General features: G+C 67.0%; 12 protein-coding genes. 4 read left to right on the top strand and 8 right to left on the bottom strand.

Going from position 1 to position 17,806, the window contains the following annotated elements; translation table 11 throughout:
* Positions 1–6: 6 nt before the first annotated feature.
* Positions 7–1,512: a hypothetical protein gene (locus CLI93_RS03685; protein ID WP_143326980.1), complete on the top strand. Its 1,506-nt coding sequence runs from the start codon at positions 7–9 to the stop codon at positions 1,510–1,512.
* 158 nt (positions 1,513–1,670) lie between these two features.
* Here CLI93_RS03685 and CLI93_RS03680 read toward each other — a convergent pair whose 3' ends face one another.
* The 5 genes from CLI93_RS03680 to CLI93_RS03660 all read right to left on the bottom strand — a co-directional run bounded on the left by CLI93_RS03680 (position 1,671) and on the right by CLI93_RS03660 (position 7,246).
* Positions 1,671–2,762 carry a maleylacetate reductase gene (locus CLI93_RS03680; protein ID WP_095995669.1) on the bottom strand — a complete coding sequence of 364 codons (1,092 nt, stop codon included), beginning with the start codon at positions 2,760–2,762 and terminating at the stop codon, positions 1,671–1,673.
* A 7-nt stretch (positions 2,763–2,769) separates the two neighbouring features.
* On the bottom strand, positions 2,770–3,759 hold the full coding sequence (locus CLI93_RS03675) for a tripartite tricarboxylate transporter substrate binding protein (RefSeq protein ID WP_095995668.1): 990 nt from the start codon (positions 3,757–3,759) through the stop codon (positions 2,770–2,772).
* Between the two features lie 11 nt (positions 3,760–3,770).
* Entirely contained in the window at positions 3,771–5,234 is a 1,464-nt protein-coding gene (locus CLI93_RS03670) for an aldehyde dehydrogenase family protein (protein ID WP_095995692.1), read from the bottom strand.
* Positions 5,235–5,555: 321 nt separating this feature from the next.
* A complete protein-coding gene (locus tag CLI93_RS03665; protein ID WP_095995667.1) occupies positions 5,556–6,503 on the bottom strand; it encodes a LysR family transcriptional regulator in 948 nt (315 codons plus the stop codon).
* 203 nt (positions 6,504–6,706) lie between these two features.
* The gene (locus CLI93_RS03660) at positions 6,707–7,246 is read right to left on the bottom strand and encodes a bacteriohemerythrin (protein ID WP_095995666.1); all 540 of its coding nucleotides are present in this window, start codon (positions 7,244–7,246) and stop codon (positions 6,707–6,709) included.
* Between the two features lie 262 nt (positions 7,247–7,508).
* On the opposite strand from CLI93_RS03660, the gene CLI93_RS03655 reads away from it, so the two are divergent.
* Positions 7,509–8,720, top strand: coding sequence for an MFS transporter (locus CLI93_RS03655; protein ID WP_238946608.1), 1,212 nt, complete (start codon positions 7,509–7,511; stop codon positions 8,718–8,720).
* Between the two features lie 58 nt (positions 8,721–8,778).
* Here CLI93_RS03655 and CLI93_RS03650 read toward each other — a convergent pair whose 3' ends face one another.
* From CLI93_RS03650 to CLI93_RS03640, 3 genes are all read right to left on the bottom strand, one after another.
* Positions 8,779–11,247: a TonB-dependent siderophore receptor gene (locus CLI93_RS03650; RefSeq protein ID WP_095995665.1), complete on the bottom strand. Its 2,469-nt coding sequence runs from the start codon at positions 11,245–11,247 to the stop codon at positions 8,779–8,781.
* A 343-nt stretch (positions 11,248–11,590) separates the two neighbouring features.
* Complete coding sequence (locus CLI93_RS03645; protein WP_095995664.1) at positions 11,591–13,177, bottom strand: sigma-70 family RNA polymerase sigma factor; 1,587 nt, start codon at positions 13,175–13,177, stop codon at positions 11,591–11,593.
* 90 nt (positions 13,178–13,267) lie between these two features.
* Positions 13,268–14,284, bottom strand: a complete 1,017-nt coding sequence (locus tag CLI93_RS03640) for a hypothetical protein (protein ID WP_095995663.1) — start codon at positions 14,282–14,284, stop codon at positions 13,268–13,270.
* 243 nt (positions 14,285–14,527) lie between these two features.
* On the opposite strand from CLI93_RS03640, the gene CLI93_RS03635 reads away from it, so the two are divergent.
* Positions 14,528–14,773: a TIGR04438 family Trp-rich protein gene (locus CLI93_RS03635; protein WP_095540538.1), complete on the top strand. Its 246-nt coding sequence runs from the start codon at positions 14,528–14,530 to the stop codon at positions 14,771–14,773.
* A 239-nt stretch (positions 14,774–15,012) separates the two neighbouring features.
* Positions 15,013–17,736 (top strand): aminopeptidase N, encoded by a 2,724-nt coding sequence (gene pepN / locus CLI93_RS03630; protein WP_095995690.1) that lies wholly within the window; start codon positions 15,013–15,015, stop codon positions 17,734–17,736.
* Positions 17,737–17,806: the final 70 nt, after the last annotated feature.

Genomic DNA, 17,806 nt, shown 5'->3' with positions numbered 1-17,806 from the left:
AAGCCCATGCCAGTCCTTCCATCGCTCCGGCGCTTTTCCCGATCCACCCAGGCGCGTGCTCGGGCTTTTGCCCAATGGATGCGCGCCGCGCTTTGCCCGCAATCCCCCGTGCCAGCCGAGCGCCACAGTTTGTTGACCGAACTGCTCAGCCCCGATGGGCGGGTGCGTGAGCGCGCCCTGAAGCGCATCACGCCAGGCAATGCCGATGCCGCCATCTGGCAAGCCGTGCTGCTGCGCCTGAACGACTGGGCGCCGCAAGTGCGCGCTGCCGCCTGGCAGGCCTTGCAGCGCTTGCTGCCGCAATGGGACTTTGCCACCGCGCTGCAGGTCTTGCCCGCCTTGCGGGCGCTGGAGCGCGGCCAGCGCGCGCACCACGGCGATGCGCTGGAGCTGGTGCGCCACAGCCTGCGCAAAAACCTGCAAGACATGGATGCCGCCCAGCGCCAGTCATTGCATGTCTTGGTGCGGCGCGGCGCGCCTGCGCAGGCCGTGTTTTGCTTTGATGCGCTGCTCGACTGGGCGCTGCATGCGCCGGGCGCCCAAGCCCTGGCCCAGGTGCTGGCCCAGGTGCTGGCCAGTGGCCTGGTCGCGCGCCAGCCGACCATCACCCGCCGCGCCGTGCAATGGGTGCACAAGCTGCCCAGTGCTGAGCTGCGCCAAAGCCTGTACGAACAAGCCCTGCGCACGCCCCATATCCGCACCCGTTTGAGCGCGTTGCGCGCATTGAGCCTCACGCTGAGAGCCGCGCACGGCAGCGCCGCCGCGCCAAGCCCGGGCAACGGGCAAGCCCTCTGGCCCAATTGGTTGCAAGCGGCCCTGCTCGATGCCAGCCCCAGCGTGCGTTATCTGGCGATTCAGTTGTGCGGTGGCCCCGGCGAAGATCTGCTGGCCCATGCCACGGCCACCTTGCACAGGCCCGATGCCCTGCCGCGCCAGCGCGCCGCTGCGCTGGGTTTGTTGGCCGATCTGGCCCTGCCGCAAGGCCGCCCGCTGGCGTTGGCCGCGCTGGATGATGCGTCGGTCCGTGTGCGCTGCGCCGCCTACGCTGCGGCCTACCGCCTGCAAGCGCAAGCGGCCGACGCGCTCACCCTGCGCGCGCTGCAAGACCCTGCGCGCGCCGTGTTCCGCGTCGCCCGCCTGCACACCGAGCGCAGCGGCAACGCGCCCACGTTAGAGATGCTCTGGCCACACATGCGCGGCGAAAGCGCCGAGCACTGGCTGCGCCTGCTGAAGCTGAGCCGCCTGGGCGATGCGTGGAACCACTGCATCGTGCTGCTGAGCGTGCCCCGCGCTGCGTTGGGCGATGAGGCCCGCGCTGCGCGCCTCTTCCAGCCCTTGGCTGCGCGGTGGCTGGCGGTGGTGAACCTGCATTGCTTCGTGCAGCCTACCGATGCGCAGCGCCAGCGCATCCGCGCGCTGCTGCCTGTTGCGCCCCTGCCGCAGCTGTTTGGCAGGGCCAAGCTGTTTGCTTTGGAGACAGTGGTCAAAGACCTGCAGCTGGACAGGCCCTGATCAGGCGGTTCAAAGCCACTGCACGGCAAGCAAGAAAGCGGGGTGAGGCGGGCTTGCAGCGGCGTTGCAAAGCATTGCCGAGCCAATGGATCGACTGCGTGTTGCTGCTGGCGCTCCGCCCCAATCGCTGGCTGCCCATTCGCATCGCAATTCAGGCTTCAGTCGATGGCGCTGGGGGCCTGGCCAGCATGGGCGCGCTGCAGCAGGGCGCGCAGTGCGTGGCGCGCTTCAGGGCCTACGGGGCGCGGGTTCCAGTAGGGGTTGGCGACGGCCAGGTCTGCGGCGCGCTCCAGATCTTGCTCGCGCATGCCGATGTCTTGCAAGGCCGTTGGCGCTCCGTTCTCGCGCGCCAATTGCTGCAGCCCTTGGGCGGCTGCGAGTGGGTCATCGGCCTCAATGCCCAGGGCGCGCGCGATTTTGCGCATGGCCTGTGGGGCAGCGGCTGCGTTGTAGGCGATGGCATGGGGCAGCACGACGGTATGCACTGGGGCATGCGGCAGGTTGAAGCTCCCGCCCAGGGTGTGGCAGAGCTTGTGGTGGATGGCCATGCCTACGCTGCCGAGTACGGAGCCGCACAGCCAGGCGCCATACAGGGCCTGGGCGCGTGCATCGAGGTGTGCCGGGTTTTGGCGCAGCTGGGGCAGCGCTGCTGCAATGGCCCGGATGCCTTCTTCGGCCATGAGGCTGGTGATGGGGGTGCCGTCCTGGGCGTAAAGCCCTTCAGCCGCATGGGCGATGGCGTTGATGCCGCTGGTAACGCTCAAGTCAATTGGCAAGCCCACTGTCAGCTCGGGGTCGTAGATCACGGTTTGGGGCAGCACGCGGCGGTCGCGCCCGGTCTTCTTCACGCCGTTTTCGGTGATGCCCCAGATGGGTGTCATCTCGCTGCCGGCATAGGTGGTCGGGATGGCGATGATGGGCAGTGCGCTTTCCAGGGCGATGGCTTTGCCCAGGCCGGTGGTGGAGCCGCCGCCGATGGCCACGGCGCAGTCGGCGTTGAGGCGCTGGGCTTCCTGGCGCGCGGCGCGTGCCGTTTCGATGGGCACGTGCATGACGGCCTTGGCAAATACGCCAGCGGCGCGCTGGCCCAGCAGGCTGGCTGCGCGCTCGGCCATGTGCGCTTGCTCCGGGGTGGACAGCACCAGCGCCCTTTGCAGGCCCAGGCGCTCGATCTCTTCGGGCAATGTGGCCAGCGCCCCTGCGCGGAAGACGACGCGGGTGGGCGCAGGCTCATGGATGAAGGACAGCATGGCGCGTTCACTCCAGCGAGAGGTTGCGTTCGCTGATCAGGCGCTGCCACTTGGCGTATTCGTCCGAGAGTGCCTGGGCAAATTGCGCCGGGGTATTGGCGATGGGCTGCAAACCCTGCTCTGCCAGGCGCGCCTTGATGTCGGCGCTGTTGAGCGCGGCAGTCACCTCGGTGTGCAAGCGATCAATGATCGCACTGGGCGTGCCGGCAGGCGCCAACATGCCAACCCAGGATTCGACATGGAAATCCGGGTAACCGCTCTCGGCGACGGTGGGCACATCGCGGTAGGCATCGACGCGTTTGGCGCCCGTTTGCGCCAGTGCGCGCAGCTTGCCGGCGCGCACGTGCGGCTGTGCGAGCACGGCCGAGAGGAACATCATTTGCACCTGCCCACCCAGCAGATCCTGTTGGGCCGGCCCACCGCCCTTGTAGGGGATGTGCGCCACGTCGATCCCGGCCACGCTCTTGAACCATTCGGCCGTCAGGTGATTGCTGCTGCCCGCGCCCACCGAGGCGTAATTGAGCGTGCCAGGCTTGGCCTTGGCCAGGGCGATCAGCTCTTGCAAGTTGTTGGCGGGCACGGAGGGGTTGACCACCAGCACGAGCGGGTTGCTGGCCATCTGCGTCACCGGCACCAGATCCTTGCGACTGTCGAAACCCAGGTTCGGATAGACCAGCGGGTAGGTGGTGAAGGCATCAAACACCATCCCCACCGTGTAGCCGTCGGGTGCGGAGCGTGCGACCTCGCGCACGCCCACGGTTCCGCCTGCGCCGGCGCGGTTGTCGATCAGCACCGTTTGGCCCAGTGCCGCTTGCAGGCGCGGCTGCAGCAGGCGCGCGACGCCATCGACCGTCCCGCCGGGCGGGAAGGGCACGACGATGCGAATGGTTTTTTGAGGCCATGCCGGCGGTGCGGCCAGGGCCGTGTTGGCGGCCAAGGCCAAGGCAGTGGCTGCCAGAAGCAGTTTGCGGCGCTGGGATGAGGCCAGAGTGTTCATAGCATGCTCCTTCAACGTGAATACCAGGGGGCAATCTGTGCGTCGACGTTCACCCACACGCTTTTGACCTGGGTGTACTCGTGCATGGCGTCAAATCCCATTTCCCGGCCGTAGCCGCTTTGGCCGTAACCGCCAAAGGGCGAGCCTGGGTTGACGCGCTTGTAGCTGTTGATCCAGACCATGCCGGCGTATAAATCGCGTGCAAAGCGGTGCGCGCGCTGCAGCTGGCTTGTCCATAGCCCGCTGCCCAGGCCGTAGTCCGTGCTGTTGGCAATTTCGAGCGCCTCTTCATCCGTGCGGAAGGTCAGCACGGTGACAAAGGGGCCAAAAACTTCTTCCTGGGCAATGCGATCGCGCAAGGACTTCGCGCGCATCACGGTGGGCTCGACGTAGCAGCCCGCGCCCAGGCTGCCGGTTGGGGCGCGGCCGCCAGTGAGCACCTGGCCGCCTTCCTGAAGCCCCACATCCACATAGCTGAGCACGCGATCGCGGTGTGTGGCGCTGGTCAGCGGGCCCATCTCCGTTTGCGGGTCCAGCGGATTGCCAAGGCGTATCGAGCGCGCCAAGGCGATGAACTTCTCCAGGAATTCATCGGCAATCTTCTCGTGCAGGATCAGCCGCGAGCCCGCAATGCATGCCTGGCCTTGGTTGTGGAAGATGGCCCAGGCGCTGCCGTTGACGGCCGCGTTCAGATTGGCATCTTCAAAGACGATGTTGGGCCCTTTGCCGCCCAGCTCCAGCTGCACTTTCTTCAGGTTGCCGGCGCTGGCCTGCACAATCTTGCGGCCAGTGGCGGTGCTGCCCGTGAATGCCACTTTGGCAATGCCCGGGTGCTGCGCGATCGCCTCGCCAGCTTCTTGCCCCAGGCCTGGCAACATGCTGACCACCCCATCGGGCATGCCAGCCTCAGACATCAGCTCGGCGATCTTCAGCGAGCTCAGCGGCGTGACCTCTGCCGGCTTCATGACGATGCAGTTGCCCGCTGCCAGGGCCGGCGCCATTTTCCAGCTGGTGAACATCAGCGGGAAATTCCAGGGCACGACCTGACCGACGATGCCCAGCGGCTCGCGCAGCGTGTAATTCAGAAAGCCCGCTTCGACGGGAATCGTCTCGCCCTGGAACTTGTCTGCCATCCCCCCGAAATAGCGGTAGCAGGCGGCCGTGCGCGGCACGTCCAGCGCGCGCGAGTCGCGAATTGGATGGCCTGTGTCGAGTGATTCGAGCCTGGCCAGCTCCTCGGCATTGGCCTCGATCAGGTCAGCCAGGCGCAGCAGGATGCGGCCGCGGTCTGCCGCAGGCATGCGGCTCCATTGGGGGTAGGCCGCCTGGGCTGCCGCAACGGCGCGGTCAACGTCCTCGGCATCGGCCATGGCCACATCGGCAATGGGCGTGTTGTCGTGCGGATTCAGCGTCGGCAGCGTTTTGCCCGACGCCGCATCGACAAAGCGGCCATTGATGAACAATTGGTGCCTGATGGCTTGCTTCAGGCCAGCGGCCGCAGCCACGTCTGCGGTGCTCTTGGTCATGCTTTCGTCTCCTTTCGTCCCAGAGCAAAAGAGCTCTTGATGCGTCGGACTTTAGGAGGCAGACAGTCTTTGCAGAAGCCAGCAAAGCAAGGTCAGATTGTTCTTTTCTATCGAACAATCATGCGGGTTTTCCCTGTGACTGACCTGCAAAAACACCGTGCTGGGAAACGCGATTGGGGGCTGGGATGGAGCGCGGGCGCGATGCAGGGCCTGCAAGAATCCGCAGATGCATGCGCCTCAGCGATGCACTCGGGCCGTGCATCACACGCTCTAGGCTTCAATGATTTCCTCAGGGATGATTCCAGAGGCCAGAAGCTGGGCATCCCAGGATGGCAAGTGCGGGAATCTTGCCGTGACGTAGTCGAGAAACAGCTTCAGTTTGACGGCATTGCGCGAGGTGGGCGAGAACACCGCCGCCAGGGTCAAGGGCTTCAGCAGGTCATGGGGCAGCACAATCTTCAGCCGCCCATCGAGCAGGGCGGGCCAGGCCACGAAAGTAGGCAGGCAGACAATGGCCGAGTGCTCCAGCGCAAAGTTGTAGAGCAGGTGCACGCTGTTGGTCAGCAGTGCCGGGGCCATGGTCAATGTGCTCTCTTGCCCATTGCGATAGAACGCCCATTTGTCGCGGCTGGCGTATCGGGAGTAATACGCGATGCGGTGCTGGTGCAGATCCTGGGGCTCCTGCGGGGCGCCGTGCTGGGCCAGGTACTTGGGCGTGGCGCAGAAGAAGCGCCGTATCGGAAAGAGCGGCCGGCTGACCAGATCCAGGGAAGTGACGGGGTGGATTTGCATGGCGCAGTCCACGCCGGACTTGACCAAATCAATCAGCTCGTCACCCACGCCCAAATCAATGTGTATGCCAGGGTAGGCCTGCTGGAAGTCGCTGATGACAGGGGCGAAATGGCCTTGCACAAAACCCGTTGCAGCGTGGATTTTCAGCGTGCCTTGAGGGTTGTCGTACACATCGCGCATCTGGTCGATCAGCTCGTTGGCCTTGGCCACCAGCTCGGTGCATTCGCCAAGAAAGGCATGCCCGATCTGCGTCAACTGCACATTGCGTGTGCTGCGAAAGAACAAAGGCGCGCCGACGTGAGCCTCCAGTTGCTGGATTCGCGTGGTAACGACTGAGCGGGCCACGCGCAGCTGCCGGGCCGCTTCGGTGAAGTTCCGCGTCGCGGCAACGCGGACAAATGTCTCGATGTTCTGTAGCCGATCCATACGCTCTAAGATTCTGAACAGGCTCTGAAGGCCTGTCCGCGATCTTCGCACGGGCGCATGGCGAGCATGAGGCCAAGTGGGCAGCAAAGTGCTCAGCGCGACAGGCGCTGCCTGCCAGGGCAGGGGCCGCGCCAGGGGGGAGATTGGGTTTGCGAAGCGGTTTTTGACCGAAAACACCGCCGCAACACGCCATCTCAACAAGCCTACAGTCCCAGCACGCGCGCCAGCCAGCCTTTGCGCGGCGCGGCTTCAGCGGCAAAGGCTTCCTCGGCGGCCTCCAGATCCTGTCCCGCCTCCAAAGGCTGCGTGGGCAATTGCGTGGCGGGCTGCTGATCTCCCAGCAATCTGCGCTGGTAGGCTTGCACAGCCTCCACATAGCCGTGGTCCTCGTTGCGCACGTGGTTGAAAAGCCAGCGCGAGAGCATATCGTGCAGCTCTGCGCTCACATCCTCGCCGCTGTCAAAGCGCCGTTGCATTTCAGTCACCTTGCGCGTGAACAGTTCATGCACTTTTTTGTGCGGCCCGGTGAAGATGTAGCCGGCCTCCTCGATCAGGGTCTCTTCGAAGGCAAAGTGCGAGATGGTGTAGTCCACCATTTCTGCAATCACCTCGCCCAGACGCTGGCGGTCGTGCGTTTGCCGCGCTTCGTGCAGCATGTTGATGTACTCGACGATGCGCCGGTGCTGCCTGTCGATTTCGACGATGCCGGTATCCATATCCGGCGTCCACTGGAGAATGCTCATGGCGATGGTCTGATCGTGAAAATGTGGAGACGCTCACGCTGATGAATGCGGTTGCCTAGTATGAACAGGCTTCATGCGGGGCATTCTCTTACATTTTTTTGACGATTGGTCGATGGCATAGTGCCGTGCAGGGAGACCGCTTGGCATGCCGGGGGCCCTTCCCTTTGGCCCTCCTTTGGGCCTTGTCCTGCGCCGCCAGCGCCTGCCCCAGCGCTGGCCTTGAGCGTTTGCAGAAGCGGGCATTGCCGCACAATCGCCTGCCATGACTGCAGCCGCCCATCGCCCAACCGTTTGCCCGCAGCCCGTATTGGACACCGCCACCTTGGTGCTGATGGCTTGCGCCTGCGGCCTGTGCGCAGGGGCCAATTACTTCAACCAGCCGCTGCTGCACTCCATGGCCTTGGGCTTGAACATCAGTGATGCCACGGCCGCCCTGACGGTGACGCTGGCCCAGCTGTCCTATGCCGCAGGGCTGTTGCTGCTCGTGCCCCTGGGCGACATGCTTGAGCGACGCCGCCTGGTGGTGGGCCTGATGCTGCTGGCCGCTGCGGGCATGTTGATCAGCGCCTTGGCAGGCAGCTTCGTGCAGCTGGCCCTGGGCACGGTGATGACGGGCCTGTTCTCCGTTGCCGCCCAGGTGCTGGTGCCCATGGCGGCCAGCTTTGCTGCGCCAGGTGCGGGCGGGCGGGCCGTCGGGCTGGTCATGAGCGGCTTGCTCGTGGGCATTCTGGCTGCGCGCAGCGTGGCGGGCCTGCTCTCGCACTGGGGCGGCTGGCAAGCCGTGTACTGGGCAGGGGCGGCTGCGACCGCCGCCATGGCCGGGCTGCTCTGGCGCAGGCTGCCGCTTGCGCATCCGGCGCAGCGCATGCGCTACGCGGCCGTCATGGCCTCCTTACTGGCCCTGCTGCGCCAGCAGCCGCGCCTGCGCAGCCGGGCCTTGATTGGCGGCCTGGGCTTTGCCGCAGTCAGCACCTTGTTCTCCACCATGGCCTTGCTGTTGGCTGGACCTGGCTACGGCTTCAGTGACGCACAAATTGGCCTGATCGGCCTGGCAGGCATTGCTGGCGCACTCATGGCCAATCTGGCCGGGCGGCTGGCCGATCGCGGCCTGGTGTGGCGCACTACGCAGGCTGGCGCGTGGCTCATGCTGGCCGGCTGGGCCGTGCTGTCGCAGGGCGGCGCCAATCTGTGGTGCTTTCTGGCAGGCCTGCTGATGGTGGATGCGGCATTGCAGGCGCTGCACATCAGCAACCAGAACGTGATCTATGCGCTGGCGCCCCAGGCGCGTTCGCGCGTCAACGCCATTTACATGACGGGCTACTTCATGGGCGCATCGCTGGGCTCGGCCCTGGGCTCATATGCCTGGCAGCGCTGGGGCTGGGCAGGCGCCAGTGCCACAGGCCTGGCATTGGGCCTGGTCACGCTGGCTGCCGTGGCCTGGGATCGTGCCCTGGAGCGGCAGGCCATGGCATGACGCCAAGCCACGCATGGCCAGTGCGGGCTGGCCGCTCCGCTGGTTGCCGGGGGCAATCTCACCAGCGCCAGCTCACGCTGGCCGTCACCTTGCGAGCCTCTCCGTAGAAGCACCCGTAGGTGCAGCTGGCGATGTAGCGTTTGCCGGTGAGGTTGCTCACATTCAGCGCCAGGCGCCAGGGGCCGTGGTCGTAGCCGATCATCGCGTCCAGCACGGTGTAGGCGGGCACGTGGGCGCCCATCCACACGCCGCGCGTGCTGCCCACGTGGCGCAGGCCCGCGCCCACTTGCAGCCCGTTGAGCAGCCCGGGCAGACCTTGGTCGGCCAAACGGTAATCGCCCCACAGCGAGAGCTGCTGGCGCGGCACGCCGCCGCTGCGCTGGCCCACTTCCTCGGGCGTGAGCGGGCTGCTTTCAATGGTGCGCGCGTCGGTGTAGGCGTAGGCGGCGATCAGGTTGGCGCGCTTGCCGATGGCGGTGCGCGCCTCCAGCTCCAGCCCGCGTGAGCGCACTTTACCCAGCTGCACGGAAAAGTCGGGGTTCAGCGGGTCGCCCACCAGGTTGTTGCGCTTGGTCAGCTGGTAGAGCGATGCGCTGAGCAGGGTGCGGCTGCCCCCCGGCTGGTAGCGCAGGCCCAGCTCCCACTGCTGGCCGCGCGTGGGCTTGAAGCGCGCGCCGGTACGGTCGGTGCCCGCCTGCGGCTCGAAGGACTGGCTGAAGCTGGCAAAGGGCGCCCAGCCGTTGCCCGCCAGATAGACCAGCCCGGCGCGGCCAGTGAAGGCGCTGGTGCGCTCGTTGTCGGCGCTGCGCTCGCCGGTGAAGAAATTCCATTCACTGTGGCGCACGCGGTCGTAACGCCCGCCCAACAGGGCCACCCAGCGCTGGCCAAACTTCATCTGGTTTTGGGCGTACAGGCCCAGGCGGCGGGTTCTGGTATTGGGCGAATAGCCGGTGCTGGCTTCGCGCTCGGCCACGGTGCTGCCGTAGCGGGGCGTGAACACGTCCAGCGGCTGGGTTTGCAGGTTGTATTGCTCCAGGTCATCGTGCTGGCGCAGGCTGTCCAGCCCGATCAGGCTGGTGTGCTGCACGCCGCCGCTGCGCCACTGGTATTGCAACGAGGTGTCGCTGGTCAGCGATTGGTTGCGGTCGTAGCGCTCGACGCCGTAGCGGTTGATTTGGCGCAGCGCGTCATCGGCCCAGCCGTCGTCGCCCACATTCATGTATTGGCCGTCGCCCTTGAAGTAGCGCAGGTTATGGCGCAGCTTCAGCGCGGGGCTGAAGGCGTGCTCGAACTGGTAGCCGAGCGCGTACAGGTCATGCGCGTAGCGGTCAAAGTCCGGCTCGCCGATGAATCTCTCGCGCGGGATGCGGCCATTGGGGTTGGGCAGCAATGTGCCTTCAACGGGCAGGCCGTAGAGATAAGCGGTTCGGTCGTGCTGGTAGTGCGCCAGCAGGGTCAGTGCGGTGTTCGCGCTGGGCTGCCATTTCAGTGCCGGGGCAATGAAACGGCGCTTATCGGGAATGTGATCGACGAAGGTGTCGCTGTCGCGCAGCAGGCCGGTCAAGCGCCAGGTCCACACGCCGTCCTCGGTGAGCTTGCCGCCAAAGTCGCCCGCGATCTGCTTGCGGCTGAAGCTGCCCAGCTCGGCGCGCAACTCGCGCAGCGGCTCGGCGCTGGGGCGCTTGCTCACCGCATTGAGCACGCCGCCAGGGCCGCTCATGCCGTAGAGCACCGAGGATGCGCCCTTGAGCAGCTCCAGCCTCTCCATGCCATACGGCTCCATGCGGCCGCTGTAGTCCTGCACTTTGTACTTGAGGCCATCCATGAAAAGACTGCCAGCGCCCGCACCGGCGCTGAAGCCGCGAATGAAGAAGCTGTCCGTGGTGCGGTCGCTGCCCTCGCTGCGATGCACCCCGGCGACGTAGCTCAGGGCCTGGTTCACATCTTCGGTCTGACGCATCTCCAGTTCCTGTGCGCCGATCACGCTGATGGACTGCGGCGTTTCCAGCAGCGGCGTGTCCGTCTTGGTGGCCGTGGCGCTGCGGCGCGCGGCGTAGCCCAGCACCGGGCCGGTGGCGCTCTCGGGCGCGGCCTGCACGGTGACGGCAGGCAGGGTTTGGGCATCGCCTGCGCTGCTTGCGGCGGCGGCTTGCGCAGAGGGCGGGGCGGGCTGGATCGTCCAGGTCTGGCCCTGCTGGCGCGCTTGCAGGCCGGTGCCGCGCAGCATTTGCGCCAGCGCCGCGGCCACGCCGGGCGCGCCTTGCACGGTGGCGGCCTGTTTGCCCGCCACCAGCTCGGGCGCGTAGGCCAGCGAGGCGCCGCTGCGCTGCGCCAGCGCAGCCAGGCTGTGCGCCAGCGGTTGGGCGGGCAGGTGGATGGCAGCGGCCGCTTGCGCGGCGCTGGGGGCTGTGGCGGGGGCCGTGGCCGGGTTGATTGTTTGGGCCTGGGCAGCAGGCCAGGCGGCCAGGGTGCAGGCCAGCGCGGCTGCGGTGGCGGCGGCGCGGGGGCGGAACGGGGCAGCAAGCATGGCGGTTGTCGTCCTTCGTCAAATGGGCAATGGGCGCGCGTGCGCGCGGCGAGGGGGCGGGTTGGGGCTGTGTTCACGGCCTCGGCACGGTTGGAGCAGCGGGCGAATGGGGTGGCCTGCCGCGTGGCATGCCTTGTCCCAGCGGCTGCTTGCCAGCGCGTGCCAAGACGGTGGGCTGACGCCGCAACCCGCCCGGTTGACCAGCCCAAAACGGGCCGTCATGGGTGTTGACGAACGACGCGGGCGTTTCCCTCAGGTTTTTTGTAACAGCGCGGCAGGCACCCCCAAGCGCGAGGGTTTGCGGCGCTGGTGCGCTGTGGCGGAGGGCCGCTGGCGCGGCCGCTTACCGCTGCGCGCGCGGATGGCTGCGCGGAGCAATGTGCCAGCCCTGGCCCTGGCGGCGCACGGTGACGGGCAGCACGGCGGGCAGGGATTGCAGCCAGTCGTGGGCGTGGCGCACGGGCACCTGGCCGCTGATGGCGAGCGAGGCCACGCGCGCATCGAGCTCGATGGGGGCGGCGTCTTCGCGCTGGTAGCGGGCCAGGCGGGCGATGGCGTGGGCCAGGGGCTCGGCGTGAAAGCGCAGGTGGCCGTGGCGCCAGGGGGCGGCGTGCTGGTCGGCGTCATCACCAAGGCCGGCGGCATTGCTGGCGGGCAGTTCGATGGGGGCGGGGCTGGCGGCGTGCAGGCGCAGGCCCTGGCCGGGGTGCAGCTCGCGCTGGCTGCGCGGCTGGCCATCGGCGTCCAGCCATTCAACGCGCACGCGGCCCTGGGCCACGCGCACGTCGATGCCGGCGGGGGCCATGTCCACGCTGAAGCGGGTGCCCAGCACGGTGATGCGCACGCGCGGGCGAGCATCTGGGGCATCGGGGGCGGCTTGGGCGATGCCGGTTGCGGCAGTGTCTGCGGTGGCGCTTGCGGAAGTCGTGGCGGCGGGCTGGGGCGGCAGGGCGGCCTCGACGACGAAGGGGCGCTGGGGGTCGTGGGCCACTTCGGCAAACAGCGCGCCGTGCAGCAGTTGCACGTGGCGCAGGGCGCGGCGGTAGGTGATGTGGGCGCGGCTGGCGGCGTCGAGGGTGAGGGCGCTGCCGTCGGGCAGGGCCTGGCGGGCGAGCTGGCCGCGCGGGGTGTGCAGCGCCAGCTCCAGCAGGGGGCGGGCGGCGGCGGATTGCCATACCCGCCAGCCCAGCAGGCCGCTGCCGCTGAGGGCGGCCAGGCCAAGCAGCGCGGTGAGCGAGCGGCGGCGAGTAGCAGGAGCGGGAGGGGCGGTCTTGACGGGCTGGGCCGCGTTGGCGTGCTGGGCGTGGCGGGCTTGGCTGGCGGCGTGGCCGCCGGGGTGTTCGCCGCGCCAGTGCAGCAGGGCGGTGTGCAGGCGGGCGTTGGCCTGTTGCAGGTCGCGCTCGATGGTGGCGAGGCTGACGCCGTGGCGCGCGGCCAGCTCGCCTTGGGGCGTGCCGTGCAGGCGGTGGGCGAGAAAGGCTTGGCGCGCGCGTTCGGGCAGGGCGTGCAGGGCGGCCTGCACGGCATCGAGCGCCTGGCGGTACATCAGGGATTCGGCGGCGTCGGGTTGGGCCTGCCAGGGGGCGATGGCGGGGGCGTGGCCGCCGTCGTTATGACCATCGCCATCGCCGTTGCCGTTACTGTGGCTGCCTTGGCGGGGCAGGCCGCAGCGGGCGGCGGCCTGCCGCTGGCGCAGGTGGTCGAGCGTGAGGTGATGCGCCACGGCGCTGAGCCAGGCGGCGGGCTCGCGCAGTTGGCGCGCGGCTTCGCCTTGCTCCAGCAGGCGCAGCCAGGCGTCTTGCACCAGATCGCGCGCGTCTTCGGCGCAGCCGGTGCGCCGCTGCACCTGTTTTTGCAGGCGTGCCGTGATGGCGCGAAAGCCCGCCGGGGCGGGCCAGTTGGGGGCGTCGAGCGTGGGCGGTGGGGGCATGGGGTGCAATTATCAATGCGAATCATTGCTGTTTTCGCGCGCTGCACCCCATGCGGGCGCGACTTTTGAGCAGCGCCCTGGTCGCTGCGCTCAGTCGCCCATGAAGCGGTAATCCTCGATGGGGACGGGCTCGTCGCCGAGGTGGTTGATGCTCAGCCAACCCAGGCTGCCGTCGCTGGCCTGGATGAGCAGGAAGTCGCGGTAGTCGTCTTCCTTGCGCGGGCGGAAGGCGTCGTGCAGCAGCACCTGGAGTTTGTCGCCCTTGGCGATGCGGGCCACGGGCTCGCCCCCTTCGGGCTGGCTGCTGAGGGTGATGGGCGCCAGTGCCGTGCTTTTCAGGCCCACGTAGTAGAAGGCCTGCGCCACTTCGGCCAGCTGGCCATCGTCTTTCAGGCGGTATTTGCTGAAGGTCTGGTGGTGGCGGTTGATGTGGGTGCTGCTGTAGAGCGTACCGTTGCCGGGGAAGTAAAAGGTCTCCCCGCCCAGCATGCGCCCGGCGCCGAGCTGACCATCGGCGCGTTGCTTGAGGTCGGCCGCGTCGAGCAGCTCGCAGTAGGGGTCGGCGCTCGGGCCAGGGCCGCATTCGAGCCGGTAGTTGCGATCATTGGCGGCAAACTGCCCTTGCAGCAGCACGTAGCTGTCCTCGTTGCTTTGCGCCGCCGGCGTGAGCGGCTGGATGCGCTGCGGGTTGTAGTGCAGGGCAAAGGGCGGCAGGCCTTCGATCTTCAGGCCCTCGGGGATGGGGCTGAGCTTTTTCAGTTGGCTGAAGTCCTCGCTGTCGCGGCTGTCGGCAGCGGGCTGGGCGTCGGCGGCAATCCAACCTGTCAGGCCAAGGCTGGTCTTGACCAGGTAATGCGCTTTGTCGGGCGTAGCCAACAACACGGTCAGCGGGGCCTGGGCGGGCACGGTCGTCACCGGCGTGCCCTTGCCTGGCTGGCTGCTCAGCGCCAGCGGGGCCTTGGCTGTGGTCGCCTGGCCGACGTAGAGGTAGGGCGCCTTGCCCGTGCCGCTTGCAGCGGGGGCGATGGCATCGGCAAACAAGGCCTGCTGCGCCAGCGCAGGCAGGGCGGCCGCGCACAGCGCTGCCAGCAGCATGGGTTTTTTCATGGCTTGTCCTCTGATCCTCTGGTGGTGAAATGAGAGGGCCTGGTTGTACACCAAATCGCGCCTTGGGCCTTGGCAGGGGGCGCAGCCGTGGGTGTGGTTTGGATATATCTGTTGCAGAATGTGCGGCGTTGGGCTTTTTTATTTAGAGCGTGCTATGCACTTTGCGCTCTCGCGGGGGGCAAAAAGTGCATAGCACGCTCTAGAGAAGCCCAGGGCGTGTCGATGAACAAACAAGGAGCCTGGATGTACCTGCTTGCCATTTCTTTGATCCTGCTGGCCATGAAGTACTTTGCCTTCGGGCCGGTGGCCGATTGGCCTTGGTGGTGGATTGCCGTGCCGTTTGGCCTGACGGCGCTGTGGTGGGCTTGGGCCGACTGGTCTGGCTACACCAAGCGCAAGGTGGTCGAGAAGGAGAATGAGCGCAAGCAGGCGCGCATTGCCCGCGACCGCGAGCGCCTGGGCCTGATCGTGCGCAAGGGTAAGAAGTGAGGCCTTGAGCCGCTTCCCGCGCCCGCCTCGCAAACAGCCCATGCGGCCTGCTGCCCATGGGCTGTGTCGTTTTGTGTTGGTGTGGCGCTGTCGCATCTGGCAGCGCCTGAGGCCCGCCGCGTTTTGCGCAGCGAGCCCAGTGTGCTGCAAAATCCGGGCATTTTTTGGGCCGCTGCTCGGGCTATTGCCCGGGTGGCCGACTGGCCCTACCGATGCTGCCTGTTTGCAAAAATTGCTTCATGACCGATACCGCCACTTTTGCCGATACCGCCGAACACCAGAGCGCTGCCAGCGTGGTGCGGCGCGAGGATTACCGCCCGCCCGCATTCTGGATCGACACGGTGGATCTGAGCTTTGACCTCGATCCTGCCAAGACCCGCGTGCTCAACAAAATGCGCGTGCGCCGCAACCCCGATGTGCCGGCCCAGCCGCTGCGGCTCGATGGCCAGGAGCTGAACCTGGCGCGCGTGCTGGTCAATGGCCAGGGCGCGAGCTTCAAGATGGAGGGCGAGCAGCTGGTGCTCTCCAACCTGCCCGAGGGGGCAGAGCCTTTCCAGCTGGAGATTTTCACTACCTGCCAGCCCGAGAAGAATACCCAGCTCTCGGGCCTGTACGTCAGCCAGGGCACCTTCTTCACGCAGTGCGAGGCCGAGGGCTTTCGCCGCATCACCTACTTTTTGGATCGGCCCGATGTGATGAGCGTCTTTACCGTGACGCTGCGCGCCGACAAGGCGGCCTACCCGGTGCTGCTGTCCAACGGTAATTTGCTGGAGCAAGGCGAGCTGGATGACGGGCGCCACTTCGCCCGCTGGCACGACCCCTTCAAGAAGCCCAGCTACCTGTTTGCACTGGTGGCCGGGCAATTGGTGGCGCGCGAGCAGGCCATCACGGCGCGCAATGGCAAGCAGCACCTGCTGCAGGTGTATGTGCGTCCGGGCGACCTGGAAAAGACCGAGCACGCCATGCGCTCGCTCATGGCCAGCATCGCCTGGGACGAGGCGCGCTTTGGCCTGCCGCTGGATCTGGAGCGCTTCATGATCGTCGCCACCAGCGACTTCAACATGGGCGCGATGGAGAACAAGGGCCTGAACATCTTCAACACCAAGTTCGTGCTGGCCAGCCAGGCCACGGCCACCGATCAGGACTTCGCCAACGTGGAAAGCGTGATCGGCCACGAATACTTCCACAACTGGACGGGCAACCGCATCACCTGCCGCGACTGGTTCCAGCTCTCGCTCAAAGAGGGGCTGACGGTGTTTCGCGACCAGGAGTTCTCCATGGACATGGCCGGCAGCGCCAGCGCCCGCGCCGTCAAGCGCATTGAGGACGTGCGCCTGCTGCGCACCATGCAGTTTGCCGAGGATGCCGGCCCCATGGCCCACCCCGTGCGGCCCGACAGCTACCAGGAAATCAACAACTTCTACACCCTGACCATTTACGAAAAGGGCTCCGAAGTGGTGCGCATGATGCACACCCTGGTGGGTGAGGCGGGCTTTCGCAAAGGCATGGCGCTGTACTTCGAGCGCCATGACGGCCAGGCCGTCACCTGCGACGACTTCGCCCAGGCCATTGCCGATGCCAACCCGGATAGCGCTCTGGCGACGCATCTGGCGCAGTTCAAGCGCTGGTACAGCCAGGCCGGCACGCCCCACGTGCAGGCCGAAGGCCGCTACGACGCCGCAGCCCAGACCTACACCCTGACGCTGACGCAAACCACCCCGCCCACGCCGGGCCAGGGCGAAAAGCAGCCGCTCATCATCCCCGTGCGCCTTGGGCTGCTGGGCCGCAGCGGCGGCGCCCTGCCGCTGTGCTTGCAGAGCGAACAAGGCGTGCAAGAGCTGGGGCTGGAGACCACCCTGGTGCTGCACGAGCGCCAGCAGAGCTTTGTCTTCACCCAGGTGGGCGAGTTGCCCGTGCCCTCGCTGCTGCGCGGCTTCAGCGCGCCGGTGGTGCTGCAACACAGCCTGGATGACGATGCGCTGGAGATCCTGCTGCAACACGATAGCGACCCCTTCAACCGCTGGGAGGCCAGCCAGCAATGGGCCCAGCGCATCATGCTGGCGGCCATCCAGAACCCCGAGGCCGAGATCGCACTGCCGGCGCGCTTCGTGCAGGCCATGCGTCAGGTGCTGGGCGATGCGCAGCTGGATGCGGCCTTCAAGGACCTGGTGCTGACGCTGCCCTCGGAGGGCTACATCGCCGAGCAGCTCGAACAGGTCGATCCGCAGCGCATCCACACCGTGCGCGAGGCCCTGCAGGACCAGCTCGCCCAGGCCTTGCAGGCCGAATGGCAAGCCGTGTGGGCGTTGCATCACGACACTGGGGCTTACCAGCCCGACGCCCACAGCGCAGGCCGCCGCGCCCTGGCTGGCAAGGCCTTGGCCATGCTGGTGCGCCAGGCCGGCCACAGCGGCGATGCCGTCTGGCCCGGCAAGGCCTATCAGCGCGTCAAGGACGCGGGCAACATGACCGACCGCTTCAACGCGCTGGCGGCGCTGGTGCAGGCGCGCCATCCGCTGGCCGAGCAGGCCCTGCAGCGCCTGCACCGCCAGTTCCGCGACGAAGCCCTGGTGCTGGACAAGTGGTTCCAGCTTCAGGCCATGACGCCCGACGTGGACGGCGACGTGCTGCCCAAGGTGTGCCAGCTGATGCGCCACCCGGACTTCAACCTGAAGAACCCCAATCGCGCGCGCAGCCTGATCTTTGCCTACAGCAGCCACAACCCGGCGGGCTTTCACCGCGCCGATGGCGCGGGCTACCAGTTCTGGGCCGAACAGGTGCTGGCGCTGGACGCCATCAACGCCCAGGTGGCCGCCCGCCTGGCGCGCGCCCTGGACGCCTGGCGCAAGCTGGCCGAGCCCTACCGCACCCACGCCGAGGCGGCGCTGCAGCAGGTAGCCGCGCAGCAGGGCCTGAGCAAAGATGTGCGCGAGATCGTCGGCAAGGCGCTGGCGGCGCAGTGATGCGTTTGCCGTTGCGGGCTTTTCCCATCATGGATGGCCTGCACGAACCCGCAGATGCACACGGCGCTGC

Origin of the sequence: Vandammella animalimorsus (genome assembly GCF_002288875.1) — a bacterium.
In the GTDB taxonomy this organism is placed as follows: Bacteria; Pseudomonadota; Gammaproteobacteria; order Burkholderiales; family Burkholderiaceae_C; genus Lampropedia; species Lampropedia animalimorsus.
Note: the sequence above shows the minus strand (reverse complement) of the source record. Positions and strands in the feature narration are given on the sequence as shown.

Bases quoted from the DNA above. Each gene is read 5' to 3' on its own strand.
- pepN (WP_095995690.1), top strand. From the start codon at position 15,013: ATGACCGATACCGCCACTTTTGCCGATACCGCCGAACACCAGAGCGCT.
- CLI93_RS03665 (WP_095995667.1), bottom strand. From the start codon at position 6,503: ATGGATCGGCTACAGAACATCGAGACATTTGTCCGCGTTGCCGCGACG.
- CLI93_RS03645 (WP_095995664.1), bottom strand. From the start codon at position 13,177: ATGCCCCCACCGCCCACGCTCGACGCCCCCAACTGGCCCGCCCCGGCG.
- CLI93_RS03680 (WP_095995669.1), bottom strand. From the start codon at position 2,762: ATGCTGTCCTTCATCCATGAGCCTGCGCCCACCCGCGTCGTCTTCCGC.
- CLI93_RS03640 (WP_095995663.1), bottom strand. From the start codon at position 14,284: ATGAAAAAACCCATGCTGCTGGCAGCGCTGTGCGCGGCCGCCCTGCCT.
- CLI93_RS03635 (WP_095540538.1), top strand. From the start codon at position 14,528: ATGTACCTGCTTGCCATTTCTTTGATCCTGCTGGCCATGAAGTACTTT.
- CLI93_RS03675 (WP_095995668.1), bottom strand. From the start codon at position 3,759: ATGAACACTCTGGCCTCATCCCAGCGCCGCAAACTGCTTCTGGCAGCC.
- CLI93_RS03655 (WP_238946608.1), top strand. From the start codon at position 7,509: ATGACTGCAGCCGCCCATCGCCCAACCGTTTGCCCGCAGCCCGTATTG.
- CLI93_RS03650 (WP_095995665.1), bottom strand. From the start codon at position 11,247: ATGCTTGCTGCCCCGTTCCGCCCCCGCGCCGCCGCCACCGCAGCCGCG.
- CLI93_RS03660 (WP_095995666.1), bottom strand. From the start codon at position 7,246: ATGAGCATTCTCCAGTGGACGCCGGATATGGATACCGGCATCGTCGAA.
- CLI93_RS03685 (WP_143326980.1), top strand. From the start codon at position 7: ATGCCAGTCCTTCCATCGCTCCGGCGCTTTTCCCGATCCACCCAGGCG.